Here is a 16,878-nt window from a genome sequence, read left to right as displayed (position 1 = left end):
GAATTATTATTCTTATTAATGGTTTTTGCTGCTGCTGAAAGAAAATAACGGTTACTCTTTCAGAGGTCAATGCGTTGTAGAGTATTTACTCTTGAAATGTTTAGCCATCTAAACGTTCAAGAGCGTACAGGTATACCGCGCTTTGCCGAAAAAAGCAAGCTGACTTTGTGCTGTAAAGCCGGTGATATAACGCAGAAAGCGCAGTTTTGAAATTGAAAATTAATTACATGAATTGGCGGTATTTTTAGCAATGATAGCAGTTGGCACAATAAAAAAAGCTGCCATAGCAGCTTTTTTATCAAGGTTGTTATGGCGAAAGGCGCCATATTTATGCGAATTGTTGCTATTTGCTGTTAGCGCTCAAAAGTACCTTTTACCAGTGCTTTGCTCTGTTGCACCAGCAGCTTGCCTTTGGCTATCACCGTATCGACGGCTAAGTCGTCGCGGCGTAGCAATACCAGATCGGCATCAAGGTTTTGCCCTAGGCGGCCTTTTTGCTTTAAACCCAGTATGGCGGCCGGCGCGGCAGTAATACTGCAAATGGCATCGGATAACGCCACCTTGTGCGTTAATACCGCGTCACGGGCGCTTTGATACAAGCTTTGCACGCTACCTACCTGCAAGCCTAACAACTCGCCGTCATCATTATAAATGGGCAGGCTGGCGTTACCGTCTGAGCTAAGTGTCAGCTGCATTGGCGTAATGCCAAAGGCCAGTGCTTCGGCCAGCGCCGCGGCGGCGGCGACTTCGCCGTGTTTTAAATCAAACTCGGTGGTGCTGGTGGTAAAGTCAATTACGCCGCCTTTAGTGGCAAATTCAAGAGCTGCTTCAAACACGCGGCGGTTGCGGTTCATATGGGTAGGGTAGAACTGTTTTAACTTCAGCTCTGTGCCTGCTACCGCCTGATACAGCGGCTGTAAAATGCGCTCGCCGGCGCCCATATGCACACTGACCACGCCACTTTTGCCGGCTAAAATACCGCCAACCCGCGCCGCGGCCGCCACTTTGCGGATTTCGTCTGTGGTGGGCTGTGATGAGCGGTGATCGCTGATGGCGATTTCGCCGACACCGATAAACTTATCGATCAGGATTAAGTCATCGGTGATATTGCCGGTCAGGGTACGGCAGGGAATTTCATAAGAGCCGGTATGGCAATAAGTGCTGATGCCTTCGCTTTCCAGCGCATGGGCTTTGGCCAACAGGTTGGTTAAGGTGCGGGTGGTGGCATCAGTACCCAAAACGCCAATAGCCGTAGTGACGCCGCCTAAAGTGGCATCGGTTAATTGCATTTCCGGCGTGCGGGTGGCAAAACCGCCTTCACCGCCACCGCCGATAAAATGCACCAGCGAATCGACAAAGCCCGGCGTAAGGTAATAGCCGCTGCCGTCTATTACCGTTACCGGTAAATTGCTGCTGGCCAGATTAAAATCATCACCCATGGCGGCAATAGTGTTGCCGGCCAGTACTACGTCTTTTTTACCGATGGGCATTGGCGTTAGCACCTCGGCATTTTTTATAAGTATGATATTGTTCAAAATAATAACCTTAAACAGCCCTGAAGCTGTTATTGATAAGCTGTGGCAACGGCAATAAACATAAAGGCGCTGGCCAGCAGGAACAGCCAGAGTTGTAGTTTCCAGACAAAACGGAACCACACTGTCCAGTCAACCCTTACCACACCCAGGCAACCGATTAACGCCGCAGAAGTGGGGATAATACAGTTGGTCAGGCCATCGCCAAGCTGAAAAGCTAATACCGCAATCTGGCGTGAAAGTCCGACTAAATCGGCCAGTGGCGCAATGAGTGGCATAGTCAGCGCCGCCTGGCCGGAGCCGGAGGCAACAAAGAAGTTAATTACTGACTGAATAATCAGCATTAACCAGGCAGATAAATACGCTGGCAAATCGCCAAGTAGCTGGCCGCTGTAATACAGCAGGGTATTGAGCACTGACGGCGAGTCAGCCTCATCGCCACCGAGCAACAGCACTATGCCTTTGGCCAAACCAACAATCAGCGCTGCTGGCAGCAGTTCGGCTGCACCGTGTTTAAAGCCATCAGCGGCTTCATTCATCGTTAAACGTTTGCCCAGCACGGCGATAACGGCGATAACCACGCCAATGGTAAAAAACTGACTGGCAATTTCGGGTATATAGTATTCGCGCGTGGTGACACCCCAGATTATCCACACCAGGCCGGCAAAAAACGCCAGCAGGATCACCGAGTCCAGCCGGCTATAGCTGTTTTTGGCATCGGCGCTTTGTTGTGCTCTTAGCTTTTGATCAGTAGCATAACTGAGTGACAGCTCTGGTTTAGCTTTTACTTTAGCGGCGTAGCGCAGGGTAAAGATCATGCCAAACAGCGTAAACACGGCCCACATAACAATACGCAGATCTTTGCCTGACATCAGCGGTATTTCGGCAATGCCCTGGGCAATAGCCACATTAAACGGGTTCATCCAGGAGGTGGCAAAACCAATTTGGGTTGCGACATAAGTTACCAGCACAGTAGTAATGGCATCGTAGCCCAGTGCCAGCATCAGCGGCAGCAGCACGATACAAAAGGCAATAGCCTCTTCGCCCATACCAAACACAGCGCCGCCTAACGAGAACAGGCCAAACATCAGCGGAATAAACAAAAACTCCATCCGTTTGGTTTTGTCTATTAAGGCCAGAATGCCGTTGTGAATAGCACCGGTTTTCATAATGATGCCAAAGGCACCGCCGGTGAGCAGAATAAAGGCCACCACACCAACGGCAGAGCCCCATTTATCGCCTGACACCAGGCCTTCAAAGGCATAGTTAAAAAAGCCAATACCGCCGCCTTCAGCAAACAGCGGTACACCCTGTTGGCTATCGGCGGCGAAGCTAAAGCTGTCGGGGTCTATTTTGCCCTTTAGTTTGGCAGCGCCTTCAGCCACTGGCGCCGGCTCCAGCAACGTAAAAGCGCCGGCAGGTACCAGATGCGATGCGACTGCTGCCAATATCATCACGAAAAACAGGATGACAAAGGCGTCAGGCATCGATACCGGTTTAGTTGTTACGGCAGACATAAAATGATCCTGAAAATGGTAATAGACTGGGGGAGTATAAACACTCCCCCTGTTTGATGTTAGAAGCGGTAGGTCGCCAGTAAGCGATAGTTACGGCCTAAGACATCGTGGTTGATAAAGTCGACATCTTTATAACGGCCATAAATAAATGGCGGGTCACGGTCGAACACATTATCAATATTCAGGCTTAGCGTCAGGTTGTCGCTGACATCATAGCCAAGGTTGGCATTCACCTTGGTCCAGGATGGTACGCGCCGGTCGGAGTCGATACCTTGCTCTGCTAATAAATCAATATCGGCCGGTTCCAGCAGGGCAATTTCGTCCTGATAGTCGCTGGTGTAGTTAATGCTGACACCGCCAAACCAGTTATCGCCACTGATGCGCAGTTTGATACCGGCCAGCAGTTTAGGATAGCGGAAGCTGCCGGCCAGCTGCTCGGTACCGGAAAACGCGGTACGATCGCGGGTAAAGCTCATCAGTTTAGTCACATCAGCACTTAAGCGGATAGTCGCCCAATCGGCTTCAAAACGCTGGCTGTAAGTAAAATCGATGCCCTTGGTTTGCTGATTGCCGGTATTTTCCAACAGCAATATATGATCGCGGAACAGGGGCAGGCTGGTGGCGCGGGTATCAATGTCCTGCCAGTCGGCCAGTACCTGGTTTAGGTCATTGTCAAAGCCTGATACTAAGCCCAGCTCATCACACAGCTCAGGGTCAAAAGCGATACCAATCTGGTCTGCCGGTACCAGACCGCAAAAACGCAGGCTTGGCTCGGTTAAAGTGCGTACCAGCATAGACTCTAAATCGGTGCCGATAATTTTCTTATGATCAAACTGCCAGTAGTCGGCGGTAAAGGTAATGTCCTGATTAGGGCTGTAGGCAAAACCGGCACTTACCGACTCGGCTTCTTCGGCTTTAAGATTCGGGTTACCGAATTCCAGCGTGTTTGGCGTGATTTCACCACCAACTTCACCGCCACAGAACAGTTCAGCAAATTCGGGTAAGCAGCGCGCCGTGGTGCTGGTGGTGCGCAGTTCAACACCGGCCTGAGTTAAAGAAGGCGCGCGGAACGACGTCGCCCAGGATGAACGCAGCACCAGGCTGTCAGTTGGCCGCCAGGTCAAACCGACTTTCGGGTTTACGCTGCTGCCAAAGTCGTCATAGTGGTCATAGCGGGCAGCCAGTTGCAAATCGACGCTATCGGCCAGTGGTACAAAGAGTTCGGCAAAGGCCGCCCATTGTTTGCGCTCGGCACTGGATTTACTGGAACCAAAGCCTATCACATCCACCAGATAGTCACGGTCAAAGCGCGACTGGGCAATTAAGTCCGGATTATCGCTGAGTTTTTCCTGGCGGTACTCGACACCAAAAGCCGAGGCCACCATGCCAGCTGGCATCTCCCATAATTCGCCGTTAAAGCGCAAATCAGCGCTTAACACTTCAGATTTGCCTTTGCGGCTAGGGTTTTCTGAGATGATGTTAAGCACTTCATCATTGCCGGTCTGACCGCCAAAGGGGTTAAACCATAAGCCGCCGTCTTCCGGGGCGCAGTTGGTGCTGCCATCAGCACATAACTCGCCAAATAAGGCGGCATTAAATTTATAGCGGTTATAAATACCGGCTAAGGCTTGCTGATCTGACTCACTGCGCGAATACATCAGTGCGCCTTCCCATTCAAAATTACCGACTTCGCCTTGCAGGGCAGTGACGAAACGCAGTGCTGTGGTTTCGTTTTCAATTTGCCGTGGCGCTAAAAAGCGGCCGCGCAGTTCTACCACATCGACATCGTTGCCATTGGGGCTGCTTTCAAAACCGGGATAAATTAGCGATACCAGCTCGTCGTTATCCTGAATAAAGGGGTTATCAAAAGCAGCAAAGATCCAGCTGCTCTGATCCTGCAAATTGGTAAAATTCGCTGGCGTACTTTGCGCAGTTGATTTAGTGCGGCTGATAAAGAACTCATTTGACCAGCGCAGGTTGTTAAGCTCGGTATTAAACATAAAGCCGCCAGAGGCTGATTCCAGCGCCGGGCGAATGAGCATGTCTTTATTTGGGTTATAACCACAGGCTTTATCGCCAAATACCGGATCGGTTACCACGATAAGTTCGCTCGGGCAGGCCGGATCAGGGAAACCAACGTATTCATCGCTGACCGGATCAAGAAAGTCTGAGGTGGTGTAACGCACACTGGCAAACTGGCCGCGGGTAGATAATGACCAGGTTTCGTCGGTCAGTTCGCGGTCGCTGTAGGCGAAATCTTTGCGGTCAAAGTAGTCGGCAAAAACAGTCAGGTTGCTGTTTGCAAAACTTTTACCCCAAATCAGGTTGATGCCGGCTTTGCCTTCGTCAGAACTGGCTGTCGAGTTGCCATAGCTTACGTCCAGCTCGGCGCCATCAAAATCTTTTTTCAGCACATAGTTAATCACGCCAGCGACCGCATCGGCACCATAAATGGCCGAAGCGCCGGTGGCGAGAATTTCTACCCGCTCAATGGCCGATACCGGTATCGAGTTAATATCAACGAAGTTTTCCGTGCCGGCAGCAAAAGAGCTGGCAGCGACGCGGCGGCCGTTGATCAGTGTTAGCGTAGATGAGGGGCCTAAACCACGCAGCGAAGCCGCTGCCTGACCAGCCGGCGTGTCATTGGATGCGGTGCCGCTTTCAGAGGTAGAAAAGGTGCCAGAGCCGCCACGTAACTGGCCGACATCTTTTAGTAAATCATAAACGGTGCTGGCGCCGGAGTTTTTAATATCATCGGCTGAAATAATCACCAGGGGTTGGGTGCCTTCAAGGTCAACACCTTTAATGCGCGAGCCGGTGATTTCGATTTTTTCAATCTTTTGCTCTTCTTTGGCCACTTCTTCGGCGGCAAAAACCCATGGCGTAGCGAAAAAGCCGCCGGCAATAGCCAGCGCTAATGGAGATAACTTGTGCATAAAAATACCTGTCTTAATATAGCCGCCGCCGCGGTATGGTCCGCTGGGCTGTGCTTATCATTATTAATTTGAGTTTATAAAGCTGCAGGAGCAAACGCCTGCCAGGCACGGTTTAATGCCTGACATTTGTCTACTCGTTAAACCACTCTGACAGGTAGTAAGACGAGTAATGATATGAACTTAGCGCAAAGGCTTTTTTCAGCATATCGTTACCGGAAAATGAACATTAAATGAATTAAACAACGCTATTAGAATTACTGCTAATTGGCAAAGAAGTCAATACAGGATAATCTATGCCGGTAAATTTTTATTCCCGCTATCTGTAGTACCGGTAGCGAATGACATCTGCGCCTAAGATAAGAAAGAGAATAATGAGATCACTCAGCTTATACATATCCGCTGCCTTACTTGCCTGTTCAGCATCTGCCGCCAACAGCACAAGTGAGAGAAACCTGCCTGACTACTCTATGGTATTGATAGGGGGCGGTTTGCATACCTGTACCTCTGCCAGTGTGCGTTATTGCACTGATGCAAACACCTTTACAGCGGCTGCGAAGTCGGCGGATCAATTCAGCTTATCTGCAGAGCACCTTAGCAATATTGCCGATAAAGCCTTTTGGGGTGAAGAGCGGATCATTGAACAACAGCAGACACTGGCGCTGCTGGAGTTTATTCGCAGCCGGGTAGCGGATGAGCTGATTTCTGAGCGCGAATTATTGCGTTTGTGGCGCTCGTCTGAGATTGAAGTTGACGGTATCTGGGTGTCGGGGCGGATTAATTACGCCGATTTGACCGATCGCGAGCGCAATTTTGTGCTGGATCAGTTACAAGTGATGGCAGTACAAGCCGATAGTAAAAAGCGTAGCAATGCCGCACGGCAAAAAGAATTTGCTAACCTGGCGCAAACCAGTGATGGTTTTACCGTTGAAATTATCCACAAAATTGTTGAGCTGGCGCAGCAGGTGAGTGGTCCGCAGCGTAAGCCGCGTTTGCTGCTGGTAACGGCGTCGGGCCGTGATCCTTTTGCCGCGGTAGACATGTACAGTAATTTATTCGAAGAGGCCGGTGCAGACGTCAGTTGGTTACCACTGAATGCAGCCTATCAGGCGGCGCAGCAAAATACGGTGAATAACAAGGCGTCTTGTGAGCAGTTACCACAGTATCTAGCGGCCTATCACGGCACTTACCAGCGCCAGCGTGTGTATCCGGATTTAATGCAGCAACTTGAGCGTTTTTGTCAGCAGGGTTCAGCTGCTGCAGTAGAACAAATCCGCCGTGCTGACGCTATTTTTATCAATGGTGGCGACCAGAGCCTGACATTACAGGCGTTTCGGCACGAAGATGGCTCGGCGACTGCCGAGCTGAAGCAAATTGAGTCGATGCTGGGCGCAGGTCAGATTATTGTTGCCGGTACCAGTGCCGGCACGGCGGTGATGTCGGGTGGCAGTTATCAGGGGCGTAAAGTGCCAATGATCAGCAACGGCGATAGCTTCAGCGCCATGCAATTTGGCGCCTTTGATTTACCGGCACCACAAAGTGGTTGTGATAAAGATCAGAGCTGCAGCAACGGCCTGGCGGAAAATCATCTGACCTTCAACCGTAATGGCGGCCTGGCATTGTTTCCCTGGGGCGTACTGGATACGCATTTCTCTGAGCGCGGCCGTCAGGCGCGTTTAATCCGCTTACAACATGATACCCAAACCCGTTTTGGCTTTGGTATTGATGAAAATACTGCACTGCTGGTTGGTTTTGAACAGGGCGAAAATGCACCTGAAGTAAAAATGGCGGTACTGGGAGAGGCCGGAGTTTATATTGCTGATATGCAACAGGCGCAAAGCAGTGGTGAGGGCAGCGCCAGCCGGATTGAAAAAGTCAGTACGCACTATCTGACCCGCGATGATAGGCTGGAAATTAAAGACGGTATACTGCGCACGCGGTTCGCCGACTGGAAGTTTGCCGCAAATAATAACTCGTCGCCATTGCTAAGTTCCGGTGAGATATTTGAGCGTGATAATTACCGTCAGCTGGCGCTGTTATTATGTCTGACACAAAGCCGCCAGGCCGATGGTAAAGCGGTACGGGTGGGCCAGGGCCACTTGCTGAGTTTGTACAAAGATATGTCATCTCATACGCGACAAGGGCTGTATCGTCAGCCAGGCAAAGAAGTGCAATATTGCTCGTATCGCAACATCATGCTGGATATTACCCCGGCTAATTGACAGTTTTCTGCGAGGTATTAACCTGATGCAAGGACCGGTTCATCCCCAGGTTAAAGCCTTCGCCAGTTGGCTGCGAAAATGGGGGAAGCTGAAGCTGGCGTTGGTTTGCCAGCTCTTGCTGTTGCTATTTGCCGTTGCGGCCACGGTGATTTTCAATACAGTGGTCAGTAATCAAGTCAACTTGCCGCAGGTATTGGCGGCCAGCGGTATCACGCTGTTACTGGGCCCGTTTTTTATTGCTTTTTTGTTTTATCTGGTACTGCACCTGGATGCAGCCCTGTCTTATCTGGAAGATTCAGCACATCAGGAGCGCTTATTAAATGAAGGCATGCAGGACAATATTCGTCAGCTGAACTTTGAGATTGAAGAGCGGAAAAAGGCGTTTCAGGCCAAACGCCGTGCTATTGACGAGCTGCGCAAAGAAATTGCTGAACGTAAAAAAGCCCAGATTGAGCTGGAAGAGCAAAGCTTGCTGATCCGCTCTATCGTGGATAGCTCACCCGATCTCTTTTATTACCGCGACGAAACGGGTCGTTTTGCCAGCTGCAATAAGATGTTTGAAGCCATTATGGGCAAACCGGCCAGCGAGCTGATTGGCCGCTATCCGGCGGATATCTACACCGACGACAGTGCCCAGGCGGCAATCCTGACTGAACACGAGCTGCATATGCAACCCTCTGAGCTGACGCTGGATGTGGAGTTTGTTAAAGAAGACGGTCAGCTGCTGTGGTTTGAAATGCGCAAAGTGCCATTCTATGACCGGCACGGCCGCTACATAGGTTTGCTGGGCTTTGGCCGTGATATTACCTCGCGTAAGCTGGCTGAGCAGGCACTGGAGAAGGCCTATCTGGATAAAGGCAAATTTATTGCCACTTTAAGCCACGAGCTCAGGACGCCGCTAAACGGTATTGTCGGTTTAAGCCGGCGTTTATTGGAGAGCAAGCTGAGCAAGCAGCAGCATGGCTGGGCTAATACCATCTTTAGCAGTGCTGAAACCCTGGGTAATATTTTTAACGATATTATCGATTTAGATAAAATCGACCGCCAGGATCTGGATATTGTCTATCAAAGCGTATCACTGCGGCAGTTTATTAATGATATCGCTAATTTTGCCGAGCTGTTGTGCCAGCAAAAGGGCTTGCGGTTTCAGCTTAATGGCCCGAATAAAGTGGATTACTACTTGCGGCTGGATCCGACCCGGTTACGCCAGGTGTTATGGAACCTGTTGAATAATGCTGTCAAGTTCACTGCCTCCGGTACCGTAACCTTAAGTTGGAACTTAAATGACGAGTGCAACCAGCTGGACTTTATTGTCGAAGATACCGGTATAGGCATTGCGGAGCAGGAGCAAGAACGGATCTTCGATATGTACTACAAGTCGAACGATGGCCGTCGTTTAAGTATTATCGGCTCCGGTATAGGGTTATCGGTTTCCCGCGCCTTGGTTGAGGCAATGCAGGGGCGTATCAGCGTCAGCAGTGTTATCGGCAAGGGCAGCCGTTTTGCAGTGGTGTTACCAACCGATATTGCGCAGCAAGAGCAACAGGCGGCCATTAGTTGCCCTGAGCTTACGGTTTTATTAATTGAAGATGTGCCGTTAAATGCTGAAATTGCCACCGGATTGCTGGAGCAGCGTGGCCACAGCGTAATACTGGCCGAAACCGGTGAAGACGCTATTGCCTTGCTGGAGACGGAAGACGATATCGATCTGGTGCTGCTGGATATGCAGCTGCCGGATATGAGTGGCGAGCAAATAGCGCATTATATCAGGCAGGAAGCGCATTTAGCGACGCTGCCAATAGTGGTATTAAGCGCTAATGTGCGCAAAGCGGAACAGCAGCTTGCGGGCGTACAAGTTGATGGTGCCCTGGCAAAACCGATTAATACCACCAAGCTTGATCAGATGCTAGCCAGGCTGTTCTCGCCCAGCGCAGTTAAAGCGCAGCACCAACCAAGGGCTGACAGCGATGATGAGCAGCAGTTGCTGGATTTTGCTACGCTGAATGACTACATTCAATCGTTGGGTAAAGATGCGATGAAACGCAGTGTGCAGTTGTTTGCTCAGCTACTACCGGGCTATATGAACCGTTTAATGGAAACCGCAGTACAGCGCCAGCAGAAAGACTTTCAGGAAGCTGCGCACAAACTGAAAGGTGCCGCGGCATCAGTTGGCTTACTCTGGGTGCAGCAACAAGCTAAGCGTTTTGAACAGGAGCCGTTAAGCTGGCAGGGATTGGAGCGGCAGTTGGTCGACTTTCACTTAAAAACAGAGCAGCACCTGGCTGCTCTGTCTGAGTTTATTGAACAGGCGTAAGCGGTTATTTTTCCAGCTTACCGACGAAGCGGTAACCTTCACCGTGGATGGTGCTGATTAACTCAGGGCTGTCGATATCTGATTCAAAGTGTTTACGAATGCGGCGAATAGTAACGTCTACAGTGCGGTCATTCGGGCGCAGATCACGGCCTGTCATATGACGGATCAGCTGTTCACGGGTAAAGATTTTGCCCGGTGTGTCCAGCATTAAACGTAAAGCGCGGTATTCGCCTTTCGGTAAACGGCGGGCGACACCTTTAGGTGACGTCAGATTACGGCTGTTTTCATCCAGGGTCCAGCCGTTAAACTTAACCACACTCTTATGCTCTTCTACAACTGGCTGCGCCACAGTACGGTTTAGCAGGTTGCGGGCACGGATAGTCAGTTCACGCGGGTTAAATGGCTTAGTAAGATAATCGTCAGCGCCAATTTCCAGGCCGAGGATACGGTCAACTTCGCTGTCGCGGCCGGTTAAAAAGATTAAACCAATATTTTCTTTCTGGCGTAACTCCCTCGCCAGGATCAGGCCGTTTTTGCCCGGCAGATTAATATCCATGACAACCAGGCTTACTTTATTTTCTGTAAGCTTCTGATTCATTTCCTCGCCATTTACAGCTTCGATCACGTCATAACCCTCACCCTGGAACAGATTGACCAGGTTTAAGCGGGTAACTTCTTCGTCTTCAACGATAAGAATCACAGGTGTTTGCATTGGAGTTAAACCTTATGTGAATTTTGTTAAATTTATAAGTTTTTTACGTTTTATAGATGACGTGCATTTGTCAAATAATAGGCAATTATAACCATCTGTCCAATTGTTAACAAGTTTTTTGTTAACAATTAGCTTTATCTAATGTTCTGGGCGGCTAATTAATGCACGGCGTTTTTTCAAGGTTATGATTTAATTGGCTTTGTTGCTGATAACAATAACAGGGAAGTCAATTTGAATGCGAATGCCTTGCCCCAAAGTGCTATCCAGACAAATCTTACCATTAAGCGCCTGGGTAACTAAGTTATACACCAGATGCAAGCCAAGGCCGCTGCCACCCTCACCGCGTTTTGTGGTAACAAAGGGGTCGAAGATGCGCTTTTTAATCGATTCAGGCACGCCAGCACCATTATCGGTATAAACCAGCTGGCAGTTATTATTTGCTACCTGAACATTGATCTGAATTTCGCCTTGTTCAACATGCTCAAAGGCATGGATCAGGCTGTTCATTATCAGGTTTATCAGAATTTGGTTTATCGGGCCGGGCTTGCTGTCCAACTCCAGCTCAGGCGGGCAGTTGACAATAATCTGATGCTGAGTCTTTTTCAGGTTTGGCCGCAGCGATAACAAGACTTCGTTGATAAGCTGCAGCATATTAAACTGACGTCGGTTTTCGTTAGACTGATCTACCGCTACCCGTTTAAAGCTGGAGATAAGGCTGGCGGCGCGCTCCATATTGCGATAAATAATACCCAGATTTTCTTTGCTCTCAGATAGAAATCTGGCCAGTTGGGATGAGGTCAGTTTTTTTTCATCAAAGGCTTTTTGAATATCGGCCAGTTTATCCTGCAGTAAAGTAGACGCCGTGACACCCAGGCCAATAGGCGTGTTGACTTCGTGGGCTACGCCGGCAACCATCTGGCCGAGGCTGGCCATTTTTTCGGTCTCTACAATCTGATTCTGATACTGATGCAAGGTTGCCAGCGTATTAAGCAGTTCCTGATTTGACGTTTTCAGCGCATCAGTGCGTTGTTCTATTTTTTGCTCCAGGCTGAGGGTTAACTGACGGTTTTCCTGTTCGGCTTGCTGCAGCTTACTGATTTGTTGCTCTATGCGGTCCAACATAGTGTTAAATGCCCGGCTTAGCATGTTGTACTCTTTAATCGGTGCTATCGGCGCCCGTACCTGATAGTTTTTCTCTTTCGACACCTTTTGTACCACGCTAAGCAGCGTTTCTATTGGGGTGGTAAAACGTTGCTGCAGGCGGGTGCTGATAAAAAAAGCACTGCCAAGTGCGATTAAGGCAATCAGAATATCCAGCAGAATGCGGGTTTGAATATAGGCGCTGAGCTCTTCCTGACTGGCACGCACATAGACATAACCCAACACCTTGTCATCGTTGATAATCGCTTTACTTAGTTCGATATAATTATTGCTGATATAAGGTGTTAAAAACTGCTGTACGCGGTCAAACTGCACCGGAAATGGCCCTATGCCGTCGCGGTTGTAGCTGGCAAAAAAGCTAAGCTGTTCACTATCAGGCTGTTTTTTATAAATATGGATATTGTGCAGCATATTCACGGCTTTAAAAGAATTAAGCCGGTTGTCTTCAATGTCAGCGTCATCAAGTAAGATGCTGCTTTTGGCGTTAAAGGCAATAATGCTGACATAGCCCTCCAGCTGTGCTACCAGCTTTTTGTGCTGCAACTTTACGTCCTGAGTAGCCGACACCACCATCGCCAGGCACAAGGTCAAACTGCAGATCAGCATAATCACCCAGATTAATGCACTTTTAATAGAGGTGGTTTTATCTATGGCAATCATTCAGTTATCTCTGGTGCGTCGACTGTCCGGTTAGCGGACTCTACCTGCATTGATGTTATGCACATTAACTGAAATTAGCAAACCGGGCTGGCAAATTTAGCCAGGCAGTTTATAGTTGAAGCACTTGTTGCTTTGGGTTTGGCTTATGAACCTGTGGGAAAGTTATAAAACGAGTATTTTCCTTTGTCATCAGGCGTTAAATTGTGATGTCGATTTTGCCATTATCAGTGCGCAAAACCCCGCTGGTCAAACTGAACACCCATACCTTAATTCACGTCGTGACAACGAATTGCAAGCTTGTCTGAACCGGCAACGCTTGCCTTATCGCTCAGTAATTGGCAGCGCACCGGATTTGAGCTTTCAGGAAAAAAGCTGGATAGTACTGTGCGACAAAAGCCAGGCGATTCAGCTGGCGTTACAATTTGAGCAAAATGCCATTTATTGGGTAGAGCAGGGCGAGCTGTTTTTAGTGCCGGTGTTGTTGTCACAGCAAGAGGAGAAGCTGGGCCGCTTTACTGAACGCATGGTGCTGCTAAACGATTAACGCCGCACGTTTACTGCTTACGGTTTAACATATCCAGTATGCTTTGCAGTTTTTCACCATGCTGAGCTTCTAACTGCCGCTTGGCCATATTTTGCTGAATACGCGCTGTTTCAGTAGCAGGCGCTTGCAGCAGTGGGGCAAAGTCAGTAACGCAGATACAAACAACCGCAGCGGCAGTCATACCGGGAAGCTGGGCTGCCCGATATAACAAATGTGGGCAGGCCTGTTGCCGTTTAGCATCCTGGATGCAGCCAGAACTGTCTGTTGCTTTCGCCGGGAATAACCCTAGCAGTAGTAGCAAAACAGCCAGTCTGGGCATAGTGTGTCCTTTTTTTGTTAGTGTGCGCGATAGACGACAAAGCCATTCGCTTTGGCAACCACTTCAACCTGTTTAAATGCCTGTTGCAATAATTCCAGATAGGCCAGATGACTATTCGCGACTATGGTCAGGCTGCCATGCTTAGCCAGGCGCTGTGCGCTTTGACGAATAAAACTCTCTACAATACTGTAGTCGGTTTTAATACCGGTGTGAAATGGTGGGTTACTAACAATACAATCAAATAGCTTAGGGGTGTCAGGCAAACCATCGGCAGCGATTACCCTACCAGACAAGCCATTGGCGGCTAGAGTCAGTTCAGTTGCTTTAACCGCTAACTGGCTGATATCGGAACTAAACAGCTCAATTGCCGGATGTTTGCGTTTTAACATGGCGCCAACCACACCACAGCCACAGGCAAAATCCAGCACGGTGCCGTGACTGACCTGTGGCAGGTTATCTAATAGTAACGCCGTACCAGTATCTAATTTGCCGTGGTTAAACACGCCTGGCAGTGAGTGTAAAATCAGCGATTCACCGGCTGTACTGATGGTAAAGCTGCTGGCACTGATGTCAGCTAATTGACTGAAATCGCCAAACAGGGAAAACCATAAACAATGCTTGGCATTATCCAGCTTGTTGGCACTGAGGCCCAGTTTGCCGGCATGACTGCTAAGGCTTTTAATACCGCCTTTATTGTCGCCGCAAACAAATAGCTGGGTTTGCTGGCCAATGGCTGTTTTTATTTGTGCCAGGGTAAAGCCGAGCTGCTCTTTGCTTTTCGGGTAAAACAGCACTACGGTATCAAAAGTGTCGGTGAAATTGGGGCTGACATCGGTGTACAGTTTAACGTTGCTATGCTGCCAGTTTGTGGCTACTGCGGTATCAGTGCTGTAGCAGCTAAGCTCAAGCTGCGGTGCCTGATGGATCAATTCCTGCGCCAGGCTATCTGCCGCCGGCTCGACCAACAGTACTTTGCCGCTGAGATCTTCGATGTTGCGTAAAACCAGTTGACTGGTGCTGGCTAGCATTTAGCTTTCCTTTTTAAACATCAGGTCCCAAACACCGTGCCCCAGGCGCTGGCCACGTTGTTCAAACTTAGTCAGTGGCCTATGTTCTGGGCGTTCAACATAGCTATTGTCGGCAGACAAGTTACTAAAGCCCTCAGAGGCACGCATGACTTCCAGCATATGCTCGGCGTAGTTTTCCCAGTCTGTCGCCATATGAAACACGCCGCCCGGCTTAAGTTTACGACGCAGCAGTTGCACGAACTCAGGCTGCACTATGCGGCGTTTGTGGTGACGCTTTTTATGCCAGGGATCAGGAAAAAACAGCTGCACAGTATCCAGGCTATTATCGCCAATCATATGCTCCAGCACTTCTACCGCGTCATGTTCAAATACTTTTAGGTTGTTCACCTGCTGCGCTACAGCCTCTGACAAACAAGCCCCTACACCGGGGCGATGCACTTCGATACCGATAAAGTCTTGCTCAGGTGCGGCTTTAGCCATTTGCACCAGCGACTTACCCATACCAAATCCAATTTCCAGCACTCTTGGCTTGTCACGACCAAACAGTTGCGGTAAATCAAGCAACTTTGGTTGGTAATCTACGCCATAGTCGGTCCAGTAATTATCTAAAGCGTGTTGCTGGCCTTTGGTTAAACGGCCTTCACGCAGCACAAAGGAGCGGATCCTGCGCATATAGGTTGGGCTTTCTGCTGTGTCATCGTGTTGTTGTGCGCTGACGTCTGTCATTTGTTGCTCCGCGTAATCGTTAACGGCGCGTATTATCCTTGTATTGCGGCTTTAGCTCAACCGCGATTATGGTTGGCAAGGCCCGGCGCGCTGCTTATACTGCGCGCAGTTGTTTAGCCAGAGGCCGTTATGTTGTCGCATCAGGATGCAGTTTGGTTTTCAAATCAGTTGGTTAGCTGGTATCAGTTGCATGGTCGTAAAACGTTGCCGTGGCAGATTAATAAAAGCCCTTACACGACCTGGCTTAGTGAAGTGATGCTACAGCAAACCCAGGTTGCGACTGTTATTCCGTATTTTCAGCGTTTTGTGCAGCACTTTCCTGACGTTAAAACGCTGGCTCAAGCGCCACTGGATCAGGTGCTGCATTTATGGACCGGTCTGGGTTATTACGCCAGAGCACGCAATTTGCATAAAGCGGCGCAAACCATAGTTGCTGAGCACGGTGGCGAGTTTCCGACCGAATTTGCTCAGGTACTGGCGCTGCCCGGCATTGGCCGCTCGACTGCCGGCGCGGTGTTGTCGCTGGCACTGGGGCAGCATCATCCGATTTTAGACGGTAACTGCAAAAGAGTACTGGCGCGCTTTGCTGCTATAGCTGGCTGGCCGGGAGAAAAAGCAGTAGAGCAACAGCTGTGGCAGTTAGCTGAGCAAGTGACGCCGCAAGCTACAGTTGCGGAATTTAACCAGGCGATGATGGATCTGGGCGCTAGCCTGTGCAGTCGAAGTAAGCCAGATTGTGCAGCTTGTCCGTTAAAACTAAAGTGCAAAGCCGCGCTGCGTGGTGAGCAGGCGCTGTTTCCCGGGAAAAAGCAAAAAAAGCAACTACCGGAAAAACACAGTTTTTGGTTACTGCTGCAGCATGAAAATAACCTGTTGCTCTCACAGCGTCCTGCCACTGGTTTATGGGGGGGGTTATTTGGTTTTCTCGAATTTAGCAGTGAAGAAGAGCGCACCGGCTATCTGGCACTGCATGCATTGGCTGTTGACTCGGTGCAAGAACTGGCTGCATTTCGTCATACTTTTAGCCACTTTCATTTATGGATTATGCCACTGCAGGTCAAGCTTAAGCAGTGTCCTTCTGTTGTGCAGGAGCAATCAGAGGCAACTTGGTTTACAATGGACAAGATTCCACAGGTTGGTTTGTCAGCACCGGCAAAGCAGCTGTTTCAGCAATTAGTGCAATGCGCTTCAAGCCCAAAGGAGCAGTAAA

12 protein-coding genes are annotated in these 16,878 nt (G+C 49.5%); 4 read left to right on the top strand and 8 right to left on the bottom strand.

What is annotated here, in order from left to right:
* Positions 1–353 precede the first annotated feature (353 nt).
* Genes iadA through EYB30_RS09185 form a run of 3 tightly spaced genes read right to left on the bottom strand, consistent with a single transcriptional unit; the run spans position 354 to position 5,985 of the window.
* On the bottom strand, positions 354–1,535 hold the full coding sequence (iadA, locus tag EYB30_RS09195) for a beta-aspartyl-peptidase (RefSeq protein ID WP_166838636.1): 1,182 nt from the start codon (positions 1,533–1,535) through the stop codon (positions 354–356).
* 29 nt (positions 1,536–1,564) lie between these two features.
* Entirely contained in the window at positions 1,565–3,049 is a 1,485-nt protein-coding gene (yfcC, locus tag EYB30_RS09190) for a putative basic amino acid antiporter YfcC (protein ID WP_166838635.1), read from the bottom strand.
* Positions 3,050–3,108: 59 nt separating this feature from the next.
* Positions 3,109–5,985 carry a TonB-dependent receptor domain-containing protein gene (locus EYB30_RS09185; RefSeq protein ID WP_166838634.1) on the bottom strand — a complete coding sequence of 959 codons (2,877 nt, stop codon included), beginning with the start codon at positions 5,983–5,985 and terminating at the stop codon, positions 3,109–3,111.
* Positions 5,986–6,452: 467 nt separating this feature from the next.
* Between EYB30_RS09185 and EYB30_RS09180 the strand changes: the two genes are divergently transcribed.
* Together EYB30_RS09180 and EYB30_RS09175 are read left to right on the top strand one after the other, a co-directional pair.
* Positions 6,453–8,204, top strand: coding sequence for a cyanophycinase (locus tag EYB30_RS09180; protein ID WP_166838633.1), 1,752 nt, complete (start codon positions 6,453–6,455; stop codon positions 8,202–8,204).
* 25 nt (positions 8,205–8,229) lie between these two features.
* A complete protein-coding gene (locus tag EYB30_RS09175; RefSeq protein ID WP_166838632.1) occupies positions 8,230–10,518 on the top strand; it encodes an ATP-binding protein in 2,289 nt (762 codons plus the stop codon).
* Between the two features lie 4 nt (positions 10,519–10,522).
* Here EYB30_RS09175 and arcA read toward each other — a convergent pair whose 3' ends face one another.
* Together arcA and EYB30_RS09165 are read right to left on the bottom strand one after the other, a co-directional pair.
* Positions 10,523–11,230 carry a two-component system response regulator ArcA gene (arcA, locus tag EYB30_RS09170; RefSeq protein ID WP_166838631.1) on the bottom strand — a complete coding sequence of 236 codons (708 nt, stop codon included), beginning with the start codon at positions 11,228–11,230 and terminating at the stop codon, positions 10,523–10,525.
* 189 nt (positions 11,231–11,419) lie between these two features.
* Positions 11,420–13,051 carry a sensor histidine kinase gene (locus EYB30_RS09165; protein WP_166838630.1) on the bottom strand — a complete coding sequence of 544 codons (1,632 nt, stop codon included), beginning with the start codon at positions 13,049–13,051 and terminating at the stop codon, positions 11,420–11,422.
* 145 nt (positions 13,052–13,196) lie between these two features.
* Here EYB30_RS09165 and EYB30_RS09160 point away from each other — a divergent pair, with 145 nt between their 5' ends.
* The gene (locus EYB30_RS09160) at positions 13,197–13,595 is read left to right on the top strand and encodes a DUF3293 domain-containing protein (RefSeq protein WP_166838629.1); all 399 of its coding nucleotides are present in this window, start codon (positions 13,197–13,199) and stop codon (positions 13,593–13,595) included.
* A 10-nt stretch (positions 13,596–13,605) separates the two neighbouring features.
* Here the strand turns inward: EYB30_RS09160 and EYB30_RS09155 are convergent, their stop codons facing one another.
* Genes EYB30_RS09155 through trmB form a run of 3 tightly spaced genes read right to left on the bottom strand, consistent with a single transcriptional unit; the run spans position 13,606 to position 15,668 of the window.
* A complete protein-coding gene (locus EYB30_RS09155; protein WP_166838628.1) occupies positions 13,606–13,914 on the bottom strand; it encodes a hypothetical protein in 309 nt (102 codons plus the stop codon).
* Between the two features lie 17 nt (positions 13,915–13,931).
* The gene (locus tag EYB30_RS09150; RefSeq protein WP_166838627.1) at positions 13,932–14,942 is read right to left on the bottom strand and encodes a class I SAM-dependent methyltransferase; all 1,011 of its coding nucleotides are present in this window, start codon (positions 14,940–14,942) and stop codon (positions 13,932–13,934) included.
* Positions 14,943–15,668: a tRNA (guanosine(46)-N7)-methyltransferase TrmB gene (gene trmB / locus EYB30_RS09145; protein ID WP_166838626.1), complete on the bottom strand. Its 726-nt coding sequence runs from the start codon at positions 15,666–15,668 to the stop codon at positions 14,943–14,945.
* A gap of 129 nt (positions 15,669–15,797) precedes the next feature.
* Between trmB and mutY the strand changes: the two genes are divergently transcribed.
* Positions 15,798–16,877: an A/G-specific adenine glycosylase gene (gene mutY, locus EYB30_RS09140; protein ID WP_166838625.1), complete on the top strand. Its 1,080-nt coding sequence runs from the start codon at positions 15,798–15,800 to the stop codon at positions 16,875–16,877.
* Position 16,878: the final 1 nt, after the last annotated feature.

Source organism: Rheinheimera pleomorphica (assembly GCF_011634895.1).
Lineage (GTDB): Bacteria > Pseudomonadota > Gammaproteobacteria > Enterobacterales > Alteromonadaceae > Alishewanella > Alishewanella pleomorphica.
Note: the sequence above shows the minus strand (reverse complement) of the source record. Positions and strands in the feature narration are given on the sequence as shown.